This is a genomic window from Blautia sp. HCP3S3_H10_2, assembly GCF_052122375.1.
GTDB lineage: Bacteria > Bacillota > Clostridia > Lachnospirales > Lachnospiraceae > Blautia_A.
Window position 1 is genome coordinate 22160 of the sequence record NZ_JBQKCL010000004.1, and the last position, 17486, is coordinate 39645.

Annotated in this window: 14 protein-coding genes, 1 pseudogene and 1 riboswitch; all 15 genes and pseudogenes read left to right on the forward strand. The window is 45.0% G+C overall.

Annotation, left to right across the window (positions count from 1 at the left end; translation table 11 throughout):
- Window positions 1-81 precede the first annotated feature (81 nt).
- The 15 genes and pseudogenes from ACTQWB_RS04965 (at window position 82) to ACTQWB_RS05035 (ending at window position 17486) form a co-directional block, all read left to right on the forward strand.
- A complete protein-coding gene (locus ACTQWB_RS04965) occupies window positions 82-1533 on the forward strand; it encodes an aminoacyl-histidine dipeptidase (protein ID WP_441500869.1) in 1452 nt (483 codons plus the stop codon).
- 177 nt (window positions 1534-1710) lie between these two features.
- Window positions 1711-2544 (forward strand): M23 family metallopeptidase, encoded by an 834-nt coding sequence (locus ACTQWB_RS04970; RefSeq protein ID WP_441500868.1) that lies wholly within the window; start codon window positions 1711-1713, stop codon window positions 2542-2544.
- Window positions 2545-2667: 123 nt separating this feature from the next.
- Window positions 2668-3510 (forward strand): GTP pyrophosphokinase, encoded by an 843-nt coding sequence (locus ACTQWB_RS04975; RefSeq protein ID WP_295303843.1) that lies wholly within the window; start codon window positions 2668-2670, stop codon window positions 3508-3510.
- A 160-nt stretch (window positions 3511-3670) separates the two neighbouring features.
- On the forward strand, window positions 3671-5596 hold the full coding sequence (locus tag ACTQWB_RS04980) for a YgiQ family radical SAM protein (RefSeq protein ID WP_441500867.1): 1926 nt from the start codon (window positions 3671-3673) through the stop codon (window positions 5594-5596).
- A gap of 10 nt (window positions 5597-5606) precedes the next feature.
- On the forward strand, window positions 5607-6218 hold the full coding sequence (locus tag ACTQWB_RS04985) for a hypothetical protein (RefSeq protein WP_226822605.1): 612 nt from the start codon (window positions 5607-5609) through the stop codon (window positions 6216-6218).
- 137 nt (window positions 6219-6355) lie between these two features.
- Window positions 6356-7336, forward strand: coding sequence for an RluA family pseudouridine synthase (locus ACTQWB_RS04990; RefSeq protein ID WP_441500866.1), 981 nt, complete (start codon window positions 6356-6358; stop codon window positions 7334-7336).
- A 1-nt stretch (window position 7337) separates the two neighbouring features.
- Entirely contained in the window at window positions 7338-7907 is a 570-nt protein-coding gene (gene lepB, locus ACTQWB_RS04995; protein WP_226822609.1) for a signal peptidase I, read from the forward strand.
- A gap of 2 nt (window positions 7908-7909) precedes the next feature.
- Complete coding sequence (locus ACTQWB_RS05000; RefSeq protein ID WP_226822611.1) at window positions 7910-8455, forward strand: Holliday junction resolvase RecU; 546 nt, start codon at window positions 7910-7912, stop codon at window positions 8453-8455.
- 244 nt (window positions 8456-8699) lie between these two features.
- On the forward strand, window positions 8700-9836 hold the full coding sequence (gene hisZ, locus ACTQWB_RS05005; protein ID WP_441500865.1) for an ATP phosphoribosyltransferase regulatory subunit: 1137 nt from the start codon (window positions 8700-8702) through the stop codon (window positions 9834-9836).
- Window positions 9833-10468, forward strand: coding sequence for an ATP phosphoribosyltransferase (gene hisG / locus ACTQWB_RS05010; protein ID WP_441500864.1), 636 nt, complete (start codon window positions 9833-9835; stop codon window positions 10466-10468). Before hisZ ends, hisG begins: the two co-directional genes overlap by 4 nt.
- Window positions 10469-10535: 67 nt before the next feature.
- Window positions 10536-11849 carry a histidinol dehydrogenase gene (gene hisD / locus ACTQWB_RS05015; RefSeq protein WP_441500863.1) on the forward strand — a complete coding sequence of 438 codons (1314 nt, stop codon included), beginning with the start codon at window positions 10536-10538 and terminating at the stop codon, window positions 11847-11849.
- Window positions 11846-12433 (forward strand): imidazoleglycerol-phosphate dehydratase HisB, encoded by a 588-nt coding sequence (hisB, locus tag ACTQWB_RS05020; protein WP_441500862.1) that lies wholly within the window; start codon window positions 11846-11848, stop codon window positions 12431-12433. Before hisD ends, hisB begins: the two co-directional genes overlap by 4 nt.
- 312 nt (window positions 12434-12745) lie before the next feature.
- Window positions 12746-13060 (forward strand): annotated as a pseudogene (hisI, locus tag ACTQWB_RS05025) (phosphoribosyl-AMP cyclohydrolase); the annotation flags it as partial.
- A 29-nt stretch (window positions 13061-13089) separates the two neighbouring features.
- On the forward strand, window positions 13090-14520 hold the full coding sequence (locus ACTQWB_RS05030) for a VanW family protein (protein WP_441500861.1): 1431 nt from the start codon (window positions 13090-13092) through the stop codon (window positions 14518-14520).
- A gap of 54 nt (window positions 14521-14574) precedes the next feature.
- Window positions 14575-14766, forward strand: a riboswitch (cobalamin riboswitch).
- 209 nt (window positions 14767-14975) lie between these two features.
- The gene (locus ACTQWB_RS05035; RefSeq protein ID WP_441500860.1) at window positions 14976-17486 is read left to right on the forward strand and encodes a hypothetical protein; all 2511 of its coding nucleotides are present in this window, start codon (window positions 14976-14978) and stop codon (window positions 17484-17486) included.

Here is a 17486-nt window from a genome sequence, read left to right on the forward strand (position 1 = left end):
GTATATAAAATTTATATTATAACTTTTCATTTAAATACCGTAAAACACATAAAAGAATACAAAACCCGGAGGTAATTTCACATGGCTATTTTAGAAAATTATGAACCGAAGAATGTTTTTCATTATTTTGAAGAGATCTGCAGTATTCCACACGGTTCTGGAAACACAAAGCAGATCAGCGATTATCTGGTGAATTTCGCCAAAGCCCATCAGTTCAGATATGTACAGGACGAGATGAACAACGTTGTAATCTATAAGCCAGCCACCCCTGGTTATGAGAATGCCCCGACCCTAATCCTTCAGGGACATATGGATATGGTTTGTGAAAAGCGCCTGGATGTGGAGCATGATTTTACGGCAGAGGGCTTGAAGTTAGAAGTGGATGGGGATTATTTATCTGCTGAGGGAACCACCCTTGGAGGAGATGACGGAATCGCAGTTGCTTACGGGCTGGCAATCCTTGACAGTACTGATTTAAGCCATCCGGCACTGGAAGTTGTTTTTACAGTTGACGAGGAGATCGGACTTCTTGGCGCAGATGGATTCGACTGCAGCGTATTAAAGGGCAGAAGGATGATCAATCTGGATTCTGAAGAAGAGGGCCGCCTCTGGGTGAGCTGTGCAGGCGGCGTAAGCGGCAATTCTTATCTTCCGGTACAGAGGGTAAAAGCCTCTGGCGAAAAAGTATCTGTAAAAATTACTGGTCTTACCGGTGGGCATTCCGGTGCAGAAATTCACAAAAGCCGGGCAAGCGCCAATATTCTTATTGGACAGTTTCTTTATGAGCTTGGCAGAATCTGCGGCTATGCCCTGAAGGACCTGGAAGGCGGTCTGAAGGATAATGCCATTCCAAGAGAATGTACCGCAGCACTTCTGGTCCTGCCAGAAGAGGTTTCCCTGGTCACTTCCCAGGCAGAGAAAATGCAGGCTGCTTTTCGGGAAGAATATGCAGGCTCTGATGAGAACATTACCATTCAGGTAATAAAAGAGGGCAATGAAGATGCAGAGGTTCTTCACCCAACCAGCCAGGAAAAGGTGATTTTCTTCCTTATGAACCTTCCTTTTGGAGTGAAGAAAATGAGCGGTACCATTGAGGGGCTGGTAGAAACCTCCTGCAACCCTGGAATTATGAAGCTGTACCGGGACGAATTATTTGTGCAGACAAGTATCCGAAGTTCCGTTGGTTCTGCAAAAGAGGCCCTTTCCCACAAAATTCAGTATCTCAGCGAATTTCTTGGCGGCGAGTATGATACGGAGGGAAATTATCCAGCCTGGGAATACCGCAAGGATTCCGGACTTCGTGATAAAATGGTTGAAGTTTACAAGGAGATGTATCACCAGGATCTGCAGGTGGTTGCCATCCACGCCGGACTGGAATGTGGCCTTTTCTATGAGAGAATGGAAGGGTTGGATTGTACTTCCCTTGGTCCGAACATCCTGGATATTCACACCTACGAAGAACGCCTGGACATGCCATCTGTAAAACGTGTCTGGGAGTACCTGGTGAAGGTTCTGGAAGCCTTGAAGGACTGATGTTTTTATTGTCTGCAAACACGCTCTAATCTATGGAATTATCCTCATACAAATCAGCTGTACTACATATTTTCAGTGCAGCTGATTTTTTGTTCTATTTTTTTTATTTTCCCATATATTATCTGAGGGTAAAAAATTCACCCTATAGTTTCCCATATGTTTAAGAGAGGAAATGCCATGAAAAGAAAGACCGGAAAATATCTACTCCTTCTTCTTTTTCTCCTGCTGTCACTTACCTTGCTTCAGAATTTTATTCAGCAAAGAAGCCAGACTTCCCTGTTAAATTCGGATACCTGTTTTACAGAAGCCTTCCGGGAACAGGCCATGAGACCTGAGCTTTATGCGCAGCTTGACGAAAAAGAATATCCGGACAGGGAATTTGCTGATCTTCTTACTGCAACTATGTTAAATGGAAAATTTTTTCCAAGACGTCTTTCCCGGAACAATGAAGCTTACCTGCGCTTCAAGCCCGAAGACTATTATGATCTGAGAAGCTGTTACCTGGCTGTCTGGAAAGATTTGGAAACGTTTCCCATTCCTGTCAGGGCAGATGGAGAAATAGAAGAAGAGATTTTTTATGAAAACACCTTTGGGGCTGACCGAAGCTATGGTGGAAGCCGGAAGCACGAAGGCTGTGATCTCTTTGGCACAATTTCTCAGTCCGGATTTTATCCTGTGATATCTATGACTTCTGGCAGCATAGAAAAAATCGGATGGCTTCCTCTTGGGGGATATCGGATCGGGATCCGTTCTTCCCATGGTGGGTATTTTTATTATGCACATCTGGAATCCTATGAAAAAAATTTCCAGATAGGAGAAACGGTGGAGGCCGGACAGATCCTTGGATTTATGGGGAATACCGGATATGGAGAGGAAGGCACTTCCGGAAAATTTCCAGTCCATCTTCATCTTGGAATCTATGTAAATCCAAAGGGAAAAGAGGAGCTGAGTGTGAACCCTTACTATGTTTTACGTGCCATGGAGAAAAAAGTAAAAAAGTATACATATTGATAACAATTTTTTCGAAATATATGCTATAATAATTAGACATATGGGCAGCTCACCAATATTTAGCAGCAGAACAGATTTTATAGGCTCTGTTATTTTGCCCATATCCGGTAAGGAGCGAATTATATGGAAATACAGTTATGGAGAAGCATTTTATGCCCCTACGAACTGGCGGTCAGGGAACTGATCGTCAAATTTGAGCACATTATCAGTGAACACAGAGAAAATGATCTGTATTCCCCTATTGAACAGGTAAGCGGACGTGTGAAGAGCGTATCCAGCATCCTGGAGAAAATGCAGCGCAAGCATATTCCCATGGAGCGCATGGAGGAGGAAGTAGAAGACATTGCTGGAATCCGCATTATCTGTCAGTTTGAGGAAGATATTGAGACAGTAGCGTCTCTGATCCAGAACCGGTCTGATATGACCATCAAAAGCGAGAAGAATTATCTGAAGCATGTGAAGCAGAGCGGTTACAGAAGTCTTCATCTGATCATTTATTATACGGTGGAAACCTTAAATGGTCCCCGAAAGCTGCAGGCGGAGATCCAGATCCGTACCATGGCAATGGACTTCTGGGCTACCATTGAGCATTCTCTTCAGTACAAGTATAAAGGAGACATGCCGCCTCATGTGGCAGAGCGTCTGACCAATGCGGCAGATGCCATTATTCTGTTGGATCAGGAGATGTCCTCTGTTCGAAATGAGATTATGGATGCTCAGAATTCTTCACAGATGCAGTCGAATCTTGTGAAAGATATTCTCAATAATATAGAGAACCTTTACCGTGTATCCAGCGAGCGGGAGGTGATTAAGATCCAGACGGAATTCCTCAGGGTTTTCCATACCAAGGATCTGAAACAGTTGGAGCGTTTTCACAGACAGCTGGATATTATTGCGGAAGGCTACCGTGCCCAGGCTGTCTACCATGAGGTCGGACACCAGCCGGGTAAGAGCTGTATTTCGTAAAGCTGTCCGAAAAATATTACTGTTCGCTGGTAATATTCCACGAAGTGTTTTTTGTGAAAAAGTTCACAGAAAACCCGATAATACATGACTGTCCAGTCCATTCGCGTTTTAGCATCCACAGGCGGATAGAAGTAGGGCAGTACATAGGAGAAAAATATAGATGTCACAATTTTTACCAGTTACAAAAAAAGATATGGAGGCCAGAGGCTGGGAGCAGTTGGATTTTGTCTACGTGACAGGAGACGCTTACGTGGATCATTCCTCGTTTGGAACAGCCATCATCAGCCGTCTTCTGGATAGCCGGGGCTACAAGGTGGGAATCATCCCCCAGCCGGACTGGAGACGCAAAGAGAGCATAGCCGTACTTGGGGAGCCTCGTCTTGGATTCCTTGTAAGCGCAGGCAATATGGACTCCATGGTAAATCATTATACCGTTGCGAAGAAGCATCGCCAGAAGGATTCCTATTCTCCTGGCGGTAAAATGGGTCTGCGCCCGGACCGGGCCGTAATCGTATACAGTAATCTCATACGTCAGACTTTTAAGAAAACTCCTATTATTCTTGGGGGAATCGAGGCAAGTCTCAGGCGGATGGCACACTACGATTACTGGGAAAATAAGGTAAAGCACAGCATTCTTATAGATTCCGGTGCCGATCTGATCTCCTACGGGATGGGAGAGCATTCCATAATTGAAATTGCAGAGGCTCTTGACAGCGGCATTCCTGTGGCGGAGATCACTTATGTGGCAGGTACGGTTTACAAGTGTAAAGATCTGTCCCGCGCCTATGCCCCCATTGTGCTTCCCTCTTACGAGGCAGTAAAAGAGGACAAGATGTCTTATGCCAAAAGCTTTGCCATCCAGTATCAGAATACGGATCCGTTTACAGCAGGAACCATGGCAGAGTCTTATGGAAATAAGGGATATGTGATCCAGAATCCGCCAGCCCTTCCCCTTACCCAGAATGAAATGGATGATGTATATGATCTTCCTTATGTAGGAAGCTATCATCCCATGTATGAAAAAGACGGCGGGATCCCGGCACTGGAGGAGATCAGGTTCAGTCTTACCAGCAACCGGGGCTGCTTCGGAAGCTGCAGCTTTTGCGCCCTAACCTTCCATCAGGGAAGAATCCTGCAGACCAGAAGCCACGAATCCATTCTAAAAGAAGCTGTTCACATGACAGAAGAGAAGGATTTCAAGGGCTATATCCATGATGTAGGCGGACCTACCGCAGATTTCCGCCAGCCTTCCTGCCAGAAGCAGCTGACCAGGGGCGTTTGTAAGAACCGGCATTGCCTGTTTCCGGAGCCCTGTAAGAATCTGACTGCCGACCACAAAGATTACGTGTCCCTTCTTCGAAAGCTGCGTAATCTTCCAAAGGTAAAAAAGGTATTTGTCCGGTCCGGGGTCCGGTTTGATTATGTGCTGGCAGATCCAGACAAGACCTTTCTCAATGAGCTTGCCAAATATCACGTAAGCGGACAGCTTCGTGTGGCACCGGAGCATGTTTCAAACCAGGTGCTGAAATATATGGGAAAGCCGTCTCATGAAGTATACCAGAAGTTTTTAGAGGAATTTGATAAAGCGAATCAGAAAGCCGGATTGCAGCAGTTTGCAGTTCCCTATTTCATGTCCTCCCACCCGGGATGTACTATGAAGGAAGCGGTAAAGCTGGCGGAGTATGTGCGTGAGCTTGGCTTTACTCCGGAACAGGTGCAGGATTTTTATCCCACACCATCTACCTTATCCACTTGTATGTATTATACGGGTATCCATCCGCTTACGGGCGAGAAGGTCTATGTGCCTAAGAACGCCCATGAGAAATCTATTCAGCGCGCCCTGATGCAGTATAAAAATCCAGCCAACAGAGAGCTGGTGTTGGAGGGCTTGAAAATTGCAGGACGCATGGATCTGGTTGGATATGGGGAAAAATGCCTGATCAGACCGATCCGGGAAGGTCATGACGGAGACAGATATCCTAAAAATTCCGGACGCAGTAAAACTTCAAGACATAGTACAGGGAATCGTGTCCCTGCCCCCAGGAAAACCATCCGCAACAATCACACAAGAAAAAAACAGAAATAGGAGTGTTTTCATGAAATTAACGCAGACGAACAAAGGAGAATTCGGATACCTGAAGCGTGAGCGGAAACGGAGGATCATCATTGCCGCGATCATGCTTGGCGTCCCCGTTTTTATTTTCATCAGTATGTGGATCTATCTTGGCACCAGAAATTCCATCTGGACCATCATTGCACTGGTTGGCTCCCTTCCAGGCTGTAAGGCAGTGGTAGATGTGATCATGGTTTATCTGGCCAGGCCCGTAGATCCGGCTCTGTACAAGAAGATCAACGCTCATCAGGGAGAGCTTGTAATGGCATATGAGATGTACATGACTTTTTATGAAAAGAAGTGCGCCATAGATGCCATTGCCGTATGCGGAAATACAGTTGTGGGTTACACCAGTGATCCGAAAGCTGATACGAATTTTATGGCGGCAGAAGCCCAGAAGCTGATCCGTAAAAATGGTTATAAGGTAGATGTGAAGATCTTAAGTGAGCTTCGCCCTTTCCTGGAGCGGCTGGACTCCATGAACGAGCACAGGGAATCCTTAGAAGAGGGACTTCGCTTTACTCCGGACGAAAGATATCCTGATTTTACCAGGGATGACATGGTGAAGCATGTGATATTGAATTTGTGTATCTGATGCTAAAATAATGTAAACTAAGCAGCTTCCCCATAGATGCAGAAGCTTAATTTATGAAACATCAGTATTTGAGAAATACAGAATATATTTCCAGTATAGTATAATGAATTTAATTCCACATTTGACAGGATATCCATATGAAAGAATTTATTATAAATGAAAACGAAGCGGGGCAGCGCTTTGACAAATATCTTGGAAAGCTCCTTCGGGAAGCACCCAAAAGTTTTTTTTACAAAATGCTCCGCAAAAAGAATATCACCTTAAATGGAGCAAAAGCCACCGGGAATGAGAAGCTCACCTCCGGTGACCATGTAAAGCTTTTTCTTTCCGACGAAACCTTTGAGAAATTCGCCAGGGCGCAGGAAACCGTAGCAAGAGCCCACCAGAAGCTTCACATTGTGTATGAGGATGACAATATTCTTCTGATCAATAAGCCTGTTGGAATGCTTTCCCAGCCTGCGGATGATAAGGAACCTTCTCTGGTAGAATATCTGACCGGCTATCTTTTGGAGTCAGGAGCCGTTACGGAAAGCTCCCTGCACACCTTCCGCCCATCTGTGTGCAACCGCCTGGACCGAAATACCAGCGGTCTTGTGGCCGCAGGAAAATCCCTGGCAGGGCTTCAGGAGCTTTCCACCCTTTTCCATGACAGAAACCTTCATAAATTCTATCGATGTCTGGTAAAAGGTGTCCTAAAAAATGAAAAATATATCAAAGGATATTTGCATAAAGACGAAAAATGTAATAAAGTAACAGTACAGGAAAATGAAACACCAGAGGCACTTCCCATTGAGACCAGATACCATCCTCTTGGAGATAACGGTAAGGTTACACTGCTTGAGGTAGAACTGATCACAGGGCGTACCCATCAGATCAGGGCACATCTTGCCAGTACTGGACATCCCCTGATTGGAGATTACAAGTACGGGCGGCCTTCCCTAAATGAAGAATATCGTAGGAAATATGGCCTGAAATCCCAGCTGCTCCACGCATACAGACTGGAGATTCCCAGGATAGAAGGAAGGCTTTCCTATTTGTCTGGCAGGCAGTACATAGCGCCATTGCCCCAGCTGTTTCAAAATATCCTGAAAGAGGAACACGTAGAGGAGAATAAATAATATGAAAATCTGGCATGAAGTATGGGACTACATAAAAATGATCATCATTGTAGTGGCAGTAGTCCTGGTTATCAACAACGTAGTATTGATCAACGCAAAAATTCCGTCTCCCTCCATGGAGAAAACCATTATGACCGGAGACCGTATCTTTGGATTCCGCCTGGCGTATGGAATTAACCTGGATCTGTTCGGACATGAGATTTCCAAGAAGGTCAAAGATCCTGAGCGTTTTGACATTGTGATCTTCAAATATCCGGATGACGAAAGCCAGCTTTTCATCAAACGTGTGATCGGACTTCCAGGAGAGACTGTTGAGATCAAGGATGGAAAGGTATACATTGATGGGTCTGAGACAGCACTTGATGACTCCTTTATTCCAGAGAAGATGAAAGGAAGCTTCGGACCATATACGGTTCCGGACAACTGCTATTTCATGTTAGGAGATAACCGAAACAATTCCAAGGATTCCCGTTACTGGCAGAATACCTTCGTCCGCTTTGACCAGATTGTGGGAAAGGCAATGGTAAGATATTATCCTTCCATTAAGCTTCTTGGCTATGAGGAGCCGTAAACATGGCAACATGGAACAGCAGAGGCCTCCGGGGTTCTACCCTGGAGGATCTTGTAAACCGTACAAATGAACAATACAGGGAAAAGGGACTTGCACTGGTGCAGAAGATCCCAACTCCCATCACTCCGGTACGCATGGATAAGGAGAACCGCCACATTACCCTGGCCTACTTTGACCAGCGAAGTACCGTTGACTACATAGGTGCAGTACAGGGTATCCCTGTCTGCTTTGACGCAAAGGAATGCAGCGCCCAGACGTTTCCTCTGGCGAACATTCACCCCCATCAGGTGAAGTTTATGGAGGACTTTGAAAAACAGAACGGCGTGGCATTTTTTCTTATATTTTTCAGTCATCTGAACCTGTTCTATTATTTGCCCTTCCGTGATCTGTTGGTGTTCTGGAAGCGGATGGAAGAGGGCGGACGGAAAAGCTTCCGCAGGGAGGAACTGGACGAGAAATACTATCTGCCGAAAAAAGGCGGCTTTCTGATTCCTTATTTAGAGGGATTGAAGCTGGATCTGGAATCGCGAAATCATGGGAATACATGATTTCTGTGCATCGCAAAGCGGTTACTGGTCCCAGAGTGAACAGTAACCCAAGTTTGCACGCTTGTACCTGTCACAAGAAGGTTCATCTTGACAATGGAATCAGATTCCATTATAATCGACATTGGTTTTATATTATCGTGGTAGTGTGATAAAGTGTTATGTAATTAACAACCCCTTCTCTGAGAGATCAGAAGAGGAGGGCAGACTGCGAAATAAACAAGAAACATCATGGAGGAAACATTATATGCAGAGGATTTTTCATACGCCGGAAGGTGTACGGGATATTTACAGTCAGGAATGCAGCAGGAAACAAAAGCTTCAGGAGAAGCTCCATCATGTATTCCACCAGTATGGCTTTGAAGATATAGAGACTCCCACATTTGAATATTTCGAAGTATTCAGCAAAGAAGTGGGAACCATTCCCTCCAGGGAGCTTTATAAGTTTTTCGACAGAGAGGGCAATACACTGGTGCTCCGTCCGGACTTTACGCCATCCGTTTCCAGAGCATGTGCTACCTATTTTAATCCGGAAAAAGAAGTGGTCAGCCTGTGTTACACAGGCAATACCTTTATCAATAATTCCAGTTTCCGTGGCAGACTAAAAGAAACCACCCAGATGGGCGTAGAGCGTATGGGAGACGATTCAGCGGAAGCAGATGCAGAGATTCTCGCCATGACTGTAGAGTGTCTTCTTGCTGCCGGACTTACCGAGTTTCAGGTAAGCGTAGGACAGGTGGACTATTACAAGGCCATTTTGGCACAGACCGGCATGAGCCAGGAAGAGGAAGAAGAGCTTCGGGAGCTGATCTCCCAGAAGAATTACTTCGGCGTAGAGGAGCTTGTAAAAAGCAAGCATATGGATAAATCCCTTGCGAAAGCCCTTTCCCAGCTTCCCCAGATGTTCGGTTCCGCAGAAATTCTGGAGAAGGCAAAAGTCCTTACCGACAATCCCCAGGCATTAAAGGCAGTTGCCCGTCTGGAGGAGATTTATGAGCTTCTAAAGGTTTATGGTTATGAGAAATATGTTACATTTGATTTTTCCATGTTAAGTAAATACCATTACTACACTGGAATTATTTTCCAGGCCTATACGTATGGTACTGGTGAGGCGCTGATCAAGGGAGGACGTTATAACCAGCTGATGAAGCATTTCGGAAAACCGGCTGCTTCCATCGGATTTGCAATTGTAGTGGACAACCTTCTCATGGCACTGTCCAGACAGAAAATTGAAATGGAGGAAGAAGAGGGCGTTACGGTGATCACTTACCGTAAGAACAACCGCATTCAGGCAATCCAGAAGGCAAAGGAGCTTCGCGCCCAGGGTAAGAATGTGGCTCTTCGTCCGGAGAAAGTAACGAAGGTTTGTGAGGTGGAATTATGAGATATCTGACTTTTGCTCTTACCAAGGGAAGACTTGCAGACAAGACCCTTTCCATGCTGGAAAAAACCGGGATTACCTGCGAAGAGATGAAAGATAAGGATTCCCGTAAACTGATCTTTGTAAATGAAGAATTAAAGCTCCGCTTTTTCCTTGCCAAAGGACCAGATGTGCCTACTTACGTAGAATATGGTGCTGCCGATATTGGAATTGTGGGAAAGGATACGATTCTTGAAGAAGGCCGTAAGCTCTATGAGGTAATGGATCTTGGCTTTGGAGCCTGCCGTATGTGTGTATGCGGACCAGAGAGTGCGCGGCCGCTTTTAAGTTCCAACCAGCTGATCCGTGTGGCAACCAAATATCCCAACATTGCCAAAGATTATTTCTATAATAAGAAGCACCAGACCGTTGAGATCATCAAGCTGAACGGCTCCATTGAGCTGGCTCCCATTGTGGGGCTCTCTGAGGTGATCGTAGATATTGTGGAGACCGGAAGTACCCTTCGGGAAAACGGTCTGAAGGTATTGGAAGAGGTTTGCCCACTTTCTGCCAGAATGGTTGTAAATCAGGTAAGCATGAAGATGGAAAATGAACGGATCAGCAAACTGATCGATGATTTGCGTAAAATAATCTAAAAGAGGTATCTGATATTACGCGATAGAAAATGAAGTCGAAATAATTAAATTGGAAGGACCGATCACAATGCGTACAGTAAGATTAACAAAGGAATCTACCAAGGATATTCTGGAAAATCTTTTAAAAAGAAGCCCTAATAATTACGGCAAATTTGAAGCCACAGTAGTCGATATTCTTGCAAATGTAAAGGAAAAAGGGGATGAGGCGCTTTTTTCCTATACCAAAGAATTTGATAAAGTAGAAGTTACCCCGGAGACCATCCGCGTAACCGAAGAAGAAATCGAAGACGCCTATAAAGCGGTTGATGCTTCTTTGCTTGAAGTTATCCGCAAAGCCCTTGTAAACATCCGCAGCTATCACGAAAAGCAGCGTCAGAACAGCTGGTTTACCAGCACAGAGAACGGCACCATGCTTGGACAAAAAGTAACCCCGTTAAACCGTGTAGGCGTTTATGTTCCTGGCGGAAAGGCAGTTTATCCATCTTCTGTACTGATGAATATTGTGCCGGCGAAGGTTGCTGGCGTACCCCATATCGTGATGACCACACCTCCTGGAAAAGACGGAATGGTAAATCCTTCCACCCTGGTAGCGGCAAAGGAGGCAGGTGCTGACGAAATCTATAAAGTGGGCGGTGCCCAGGCCATCGGTGCCCTTGCTTATGGTACGGCAAGCATTCCCAAGGTTGACAAGATCGTCGGCCCTGGAAACATTTTTGTAGCTTTGGCAAAGAAGGCCGTATACGGACATGTAAGCATTGATTCCATTGCCGGACCAAGTGAAATCCTGGTTCTGGCAGATGAAACCGCCAATGCACATTATGTAGCAGCGGACCTGCTTTCCCAGGCGGAGCATGATGAGATGGCTTCCGCGATCTTAATCACCACCAGCACAGAACTGGCACAGAATGTGGAAAAAGAGATTGAAGGCTACCTGAAAGTTCTTTCCAGAAAAGAGATCATTGAGAAATCCCTGGAGAATTTTGGATATATTCTCATTGCAGAAGACATGGACGAAGCCATTGAAGCGGCTAACGAGATTGCTTCTGAGCATATGGAAATTGTGACTAAGAATGCTTTTGAGGTTATGATGAAGGTTCGAAACGCAGGTGCGATCTTTATTGGCGAATACAGCTCCGAGCCTCTTGGAGACTATTTTGCAGGGCCGAACCATGTTCTTCCAACCAACGGAACTGCTAAATTTTTCTCTGCACTTTCCGTTGACGACTTTATCAAGAAATCCAGCATCGTGTATTATTCCAAATCTGCCCTTCGGGATATCCACAAGGATATTATCCAGTTTGCAACATCTGAACAGCTTACGGCACACGCCAATTCCATTGCAGTCCGTTTTGAGGACGAGGATAAAAAGGAGCAGTCATGACAAGAGAAGCTACTGTTGAACGTAATACAAAAGAAACTAAGATTGCCATAAAGCTGAAGCTGGACGGAACTGGAAAAAGCAGCCTGGATACAGGTGTGGGCTTTTTTGATCACATGTTAGATGGATTTACCCGCCACGGGCTTTTTGATCTGGATATAAAGGTAAAGGGAGATCTTCAGGTAGACGATCATCATACTATTGAGGACACAGGAATTGTCCTGGGCACAGCGATCAAAGAAGCGGTAGGAGATAAAAAGGGAATCCGCCGTTATGGAAGCTGCATCCTTCCCATGGACGAATGTCTGGTGCTCTGCGCTGTTGATCTTGGAGGACGTCCCTACCTTTCCTTTGACGGGGAATTTACCAGTGAAAAAATAGGGGATATGTCTACAGAAATGGTGAAAGAATTTTTCTATGCCATTTCCTATACAGCGGCCATGAACCTGCATATCAAGGTGCTCACCCAGGGAAATAACCACCACATGGCAGAAGCAATGTTCAAAAGCTTTGCCAAAGCACTGGATATGGCGGTGGCTTATGATCCGCGGATTTCAGACGTACTTTCTACAAAGGGCAGCCTATAGGGTTATACTCCACCCAAAAAGGGAAAACTGTAACTTATAAAAGAATAAATACCGTATACTGCCACTTGTTTTCTGAATGGAGGCAAGTGGCATAATTATTTGCGTTCAAAAGTAACTATTCAGAAGGCAGTATTCCGCGAGGTGTTTTTTGTGAACGTAGTTCACAGAAAACCCGAAGATTGCAGCGCGAAATCATGCTTTGCATGATTTCTGTGCATCGCGAAGCGTGTAACTGTGAAGATACTGGACAGTTACATTTAAAATACGAAAAGGAGTTTATCAACTATGGATTCGAAAGAATTAAAAAGTAAAATGTCCTGGTCTGATTTTAAACTAAACAGTGACAGCATGATTCCTGTCATTGTACAGGACTACAAAACCGGTGAAGTTCTGATGCTGGCTTATATGAATGAAGAAGCTTATCTCACTACATTGAAGCTTGGTAAAATGACCTACTGGAGCCGCAGCCGCAACGAGCTCTGGACCAAAGGACTGACCTCCGGTCATGTTCAATATGTAAAATCATTGACGATTGACTGTGATAATGATACAATTTTGGCAAAAGTAGAGCAGGTAGGAGCTGCATGTCACACTGGAAACCGTACATGCTTTTTTACCCCACTGCTCTAAAAAACAGTCAAAGGTAAAATTATTATATGAAAAAACAAATGAAAAATGGCATGATCAAGGTTTTGATCCTGCTTTTGATTCTTGTGGGCGCTTATGGTCTGTGGTGTCATTTCCTTACGGATAATGTGATCTGGAAGAAATTGAAAGTCAATGGCATTGCCATTCAGGGAATGACAAAGGAAGAGGCAATTGACGCCATTTCTAGGGACTTTAAGGAAAAGTATCAGGATACCCAGATGACTGTCACTTTAAACGGGAAGAAATTCCAGGTATCTGTTTATCCGGTACTTGGTTTGGACGTGAAGTCCATCGTAGAAAGTGCCTACTCTTTGGGACATGGTGCCTGGTATACCCACGGGACAGACCGCATTGAGCTTATGAACAATAAGACCAAGGAAGAGGTCACTCTTATGCCGGAAGCCAGAAACAAGGACGAACTGGATACTGTTCTGGATGAGGCCGGGATCTTAAATGGCTCCACCACCGTACAGACTTCCTGTGAACTCACAGACACAGATTTAGTGATCACCAAAGGCAAAACCGGAATCGGGCCAGATATGGATGCTTTAAAGGAGGAAATCCTGAGGGCGATTTCCATTGAGGATTATGAGGCAGTTATTGAGTGCCCAACGAAGGAAACTCCGCCAGACGAACTGGATATGGAAGCTTATTATGAAGAGGTACATACAGAGGCACAGGATGCTTCTTTAGGGGAAAATAATGAGATCATTCCAGCTGTTACGGGCATTTCCTTCAATGTAAAATCTGCTGAAAAGAAACTGAAAAAAGCAAAAGAAGGAGAAACTGTCACAATTCCGCTGGAAATCACTTTACCAGATGTGTCCACAGAAGAAATTGAAGCCCTTCCTTACCTGAACCTGCTTGGTACTTATACCACATACGGCGGAGGAACAGATAACCGTGTAGCCAACCTGAAACTGGCTGTGGAAGCATGTGACGGGGTAGAGCTTCAGCCCGGACAGATTTTTTCCTATAACGATACCCTTGGACCACGAACAGAGGAAAGAGGATACCGGGAAGCCACTGTGATCGTTGGCGGTGAGCATGCCCAGGATATCGGAGGCGGAATCTGCCAGATTTCTACCACTTTATATATGGCATGTCTCCAGTCAGATCTGGCTATTGTGGAGCGCCATAATCACGCGGCGCGGATCGATTATGTGGAGGATGGACTGGATGCAGCAGTAGTATGGGGCGGACAGGATTTCCGTTTCCAGAATAACAGTGCATATCCGGTTAAGATCACCGCTTCCTACGATGAGAAAGAAGAAGCAGTGACAGTATCCATCTACGGTACGAAAACAGATAACAACCGGGTGGAGATCACTACCGAACATTCAGATGCCAATATTTGCCGGACCTATCGCAGCGTCTATGATGAGGAAGGTACCCTTCTTCGCAAGGAAGAAGTTGGCTACAGCCAATATAAACAATAATTTGCCAGGTCAATCTATTGATTTCGACAAAGCAGTCTGCTATAATGAAATGAATTGAATAAATCCGTTTTCAGTGCCTTTGCAGGAATAGACTGCAGGCTAAGAGGGAATCAGGTGAAAGTCCTGAGCGATCCGGTCACTGTAAACAGGGAATGGAATCTGTTCGTGCCATTTGTATTTTACTGAGAAGGTTAGATTCCGTAATGATCTGTAAGCCAGGAAACCTGCTGAATCCGTTAATGAAAGCTTCCGAAGAAAGCACTTCATTCTCATGATATATCTGACTGCAGAATATTTAAATTTTAGTGCCTGCTTCTTTGTTTGGAGCAGGCATTTTTGTGTAATAAAATATTCCGTTGGAATTTTCTGATGTATACAGATGAGCTTCTTTACAAGAAACTGCCTGGATTTATTCAGAACCATATAAATGAACTATAAAGAATCGAGGGAGAAAAATGAAAAGAAATTCAAAACGCTTTCTGGCACTGTTTCTTTCTGTAGCAATGACGATCACTCCGGCTGTGCTCACACAGGCAGAGGGAGAGGATGTAAATGTGCTGATTACAACTACCCCTACACCAGCTGCAGAGGAAAAAGCTGCGGACATGGATGATCAGAAAACTGCTTCTGAAGATACTTCTAATACAGCCTCTTCAGAGGAAGCACCGGCTACGGAAGAGCCGGCAAAGGAAATCCCTTCCGAAACACCAGCTCCGGAGCAGACTCCTGCAGCAGAAGCGGATCAGGAACCAGAGCAGACACCGGAAGCAACTGTAACTCCGGTAGAAGAGAAAAAGGAAGAGGCAAAGGATACCAAAACTTCCGAAAAATCCGATTCCAAAGAAGAAACCGGAAAGACAGATGACACAACAAAAGCAGATGTAAAACCAGACGGATCGGACATCACAATTGATAAGCCAGATGATTCCGGCGCCCTTGGTATGTTTAAGATTGCAAGCTCTTCTGCAAGACACGAGGGAGACAAAACAATTGTTACTATCGTAACCGCTACAGACAAATACGATGCCATCTATCTCGGAAGCGTGGAAGATGCAAAAAGCGATCCAGAAAATGTATGTGTAGGAACTCCTACAGGAGAGGGCTATACCTTTGAATTTGCAGTTCCTTCCACAGAAGAAGACCAGAAATATCAGGTAGCCATCCGTAAAAAAGAGGGCGGCGTATGGTATCAGTATTCCAAAGGCGGAGAATTTACCATTACAATTCCAGGCAATAAGGCACCCACACCAACGGTTACACCAGTTCCAAGCGAGACCCCAGCTCCGGCACCAACCGCTACCCCAACCCCTGCTGTTAAACCAGCCGGTAACGTATGCGACAGCGGAATTTATAACGTAACTGTAAATTCCAGCGCAACCATGTTCCGTGTAGTAAACTGTGTGCTTACTTCCAAGAATGGCAAAATGACTGCTGTCCTTACTTTAAGCGGTACAGGATACGATTATCTCTTTCTTGGAACAAAGGAAGAAGCTGCCGCAGCAGATTCCTCGAAATGGGTTCCATATGTAGTAAATGCTGACGGTAAGTATACCTATGAGATTCCGGTAGAGTCTCTTGATGATGGAATTGCAGTCGCTGCTTTTTCCCATAAAAATCAGATCTGGTATGACAGGATCCTTACCTTCCAGTCAGAAACCCTGAACAAAATCGGTGATGTGCAGGATGACCCGGAAACACCAGATGATAACACGGATACTCCGGCTACAGTTACCCCAACACCTACAGCAGCCCCAACCCCAAGCAGTACCCCAACCCCAACACCGTCTCCGAAACCAGATAAAAAACCGGAAAAAGAGTCTAAATATGAATCTGACTTAAGCGGCGGAACAGCAGCGGTAAATAGTTCCACTACTCTGGCAGACGGAACCTATACTCCGGACAGCTTCTCCTGGTCTGGCGGAACTGGAAAAGTAAGCATTTCCTGCAGCAAGATCACCGTAACCGGCGGACAGGCTTATGCGACGATCGTATTCAGCAGTGAATACTATGGATATGTAAAAGCAAACGGAAATAAATACTACGGAGCATGCGGCGGCGGAACATCCACCTTCACCATTCCGGTGGCATTAAACCAGAATAATACCATTATCGGTATGACCACCAGAATGTCCCAGGCTCATGAGATTACATATACCATTTACATTGCCTTAAAGGGTGCCAACGATCCGAAGAAGACCGATAAAGAGAATCCGGCTTCTGATAACAGCATGCTTTCCACAGGAAACAAGAAGTTAGACGAAGAGGCGCCAGAGATCACAGGACTCGAGTATAAAGAAGAAACTAAACTGGAGCATGCAAAATACTTCAAACTGTATCACTATGCAAAGGGCATTACCCTTCTGGAAGTAGATATGACCACAGATACAGCAAGAAAAGCAGAAACAGCTGATGAAACAACAAAGGCACAGGATTCCAATGAGACTGCCAGCACAGATCAGCTTTATACTGGAAACGTTGTAAAATACCTGATCGTACCAGATGGTGCTGTTATTCCAGCTGGTCTTGATAAAGACGTGATTCTGATCCAGCAGCCAGTTGAATCTGCTTATGTAGCTTCCACAGATGCCCTTAATATTCTGGATAAACTGAATCTTACAGACAAGGTTACCAGCCTTGGAATGGAGAAAGAGGACTGTACAGTAGACAGCCTTACAGCAGCACTGGAAAATGGCTCTGTTGTATTTGCGGGAAAATCAGATGATACAGATTATAAGACACTTGTAAAGAGCCAGTGCGGACTTGCGATTCTTTCCTCTGATATTCTTCCGGCTGAAGAATCTGAGGTAAATGATAAGATGGAACTGCTGAAGGATGCGGCAGAGAAATATTCTACTTTGAAGATTCCATTTATTGTAGACCGTTCTTCTGATGAAAAGGATGAGGAAGCAAAGGCTGAGTGGGAAAAAGCATACGAAGCTGTTTTTGTAACAAGTGATGAGGCTTAA

Excerpts from the sequence above, each read along its gene's own strand:
- hisZ (WP_441500865.1), top strand. The coding sequence starts at position 8,700 with ATGCAGAGGATTTTTCATACGCCGGAAGGTGTACGGGATATTTACAGT.
- hisG (WP_441500864.1), top strand. The coding sequence starts at position 9,833 with ATGAGATATCTGACTTTTGCTCTTACCAAGGGAAGACTTGCAGACAAG.
- ACTQWB_RS04975 (WP_295303843.1), top strand. The coding sequence starts at position 2,668 with ATGGAAATACAGTTATGGAGAAGCATTTTATGCCCCTACGAACTGGCG.
- ACTQWB_RS04990 (WP_441500866.1), top strand. The coding sequence starts at position 6,356 with ATGAAAGAATTTATTATAAATGAAAACGAAGCGGGGCAGCGCTTTGAC.
- hisD (WP_441500863.1), top strand. The coding sequence starts at position 10,536 with ATGCGTACAGTAAGATTAACAAAGGAATCTACCAAGGATATTCTGGAA.
- ACTQWB_RS04985 (WP_226822605.1), top strand. The coding sequence starts at position 5,607 with ATGAAATTAACGCAGACGAACAAAGGAGAATTCGGATACCTGAAGCGT.
- ACTQWB_RS04965 (WP_441500869.1), top strand. The coding sequence starts at position 82 with ATGGCTATTTTAGAAAATTATGAACCGAAGAATGTTTTTCATTATTTT.
- ACTQWB_RS04980 (WP_441500867.1), top strand. The coding sequence starts at position 3,671 with ATGTCACAATTTTTACCAGTTACAAAAAAAGATATGGAGGCCAGAGGC.
- hisB (WP_441500862.1), top strand. The coding sequence starts at position 11,846 with ATGACAAGAGAAGCTACTGTTGAACGTAATACAAAAGAAACTAAGATT.
- ACTQWB_RS05035 (WP_441500860.1), top strand. The coding sequence starts at position 14,976 with ATGAAAAGAAATTCAAAACGCTTTCTGGCACTGTTTCTTTCTGTAGCA.
- ACTQWB_RS04970 (WP_441500868.1), top strand. The coding sequence starts at position 1,711 with ATGAAAAGAAAGACCGGAAAATATCTACTCCTTCTTCTTTTTCTCCTG.
- ACTQWB_RS05030 (WP_441500861.1), top strand. The coding sequence starts at position 13,090 with ATGAAAAAACAAATGAAAAATGGCATGATCAAGGTTTTGATCCTGCTT.
- lepB (WP_226822609.1), top strand. The coding sequence starts at position 7,338 with ATGAAAATCTGGCATGAAGTATGGGACTACATAAAAATGATCATCATT.
- ACTQWB_RS05000 (WP_226822611.1), top strand. The coding sequence starts at position 7,910 with ATGGCAACATGGAACAGCAGAGGCCTCCGGGGTTCTACCCTGGAGGAT.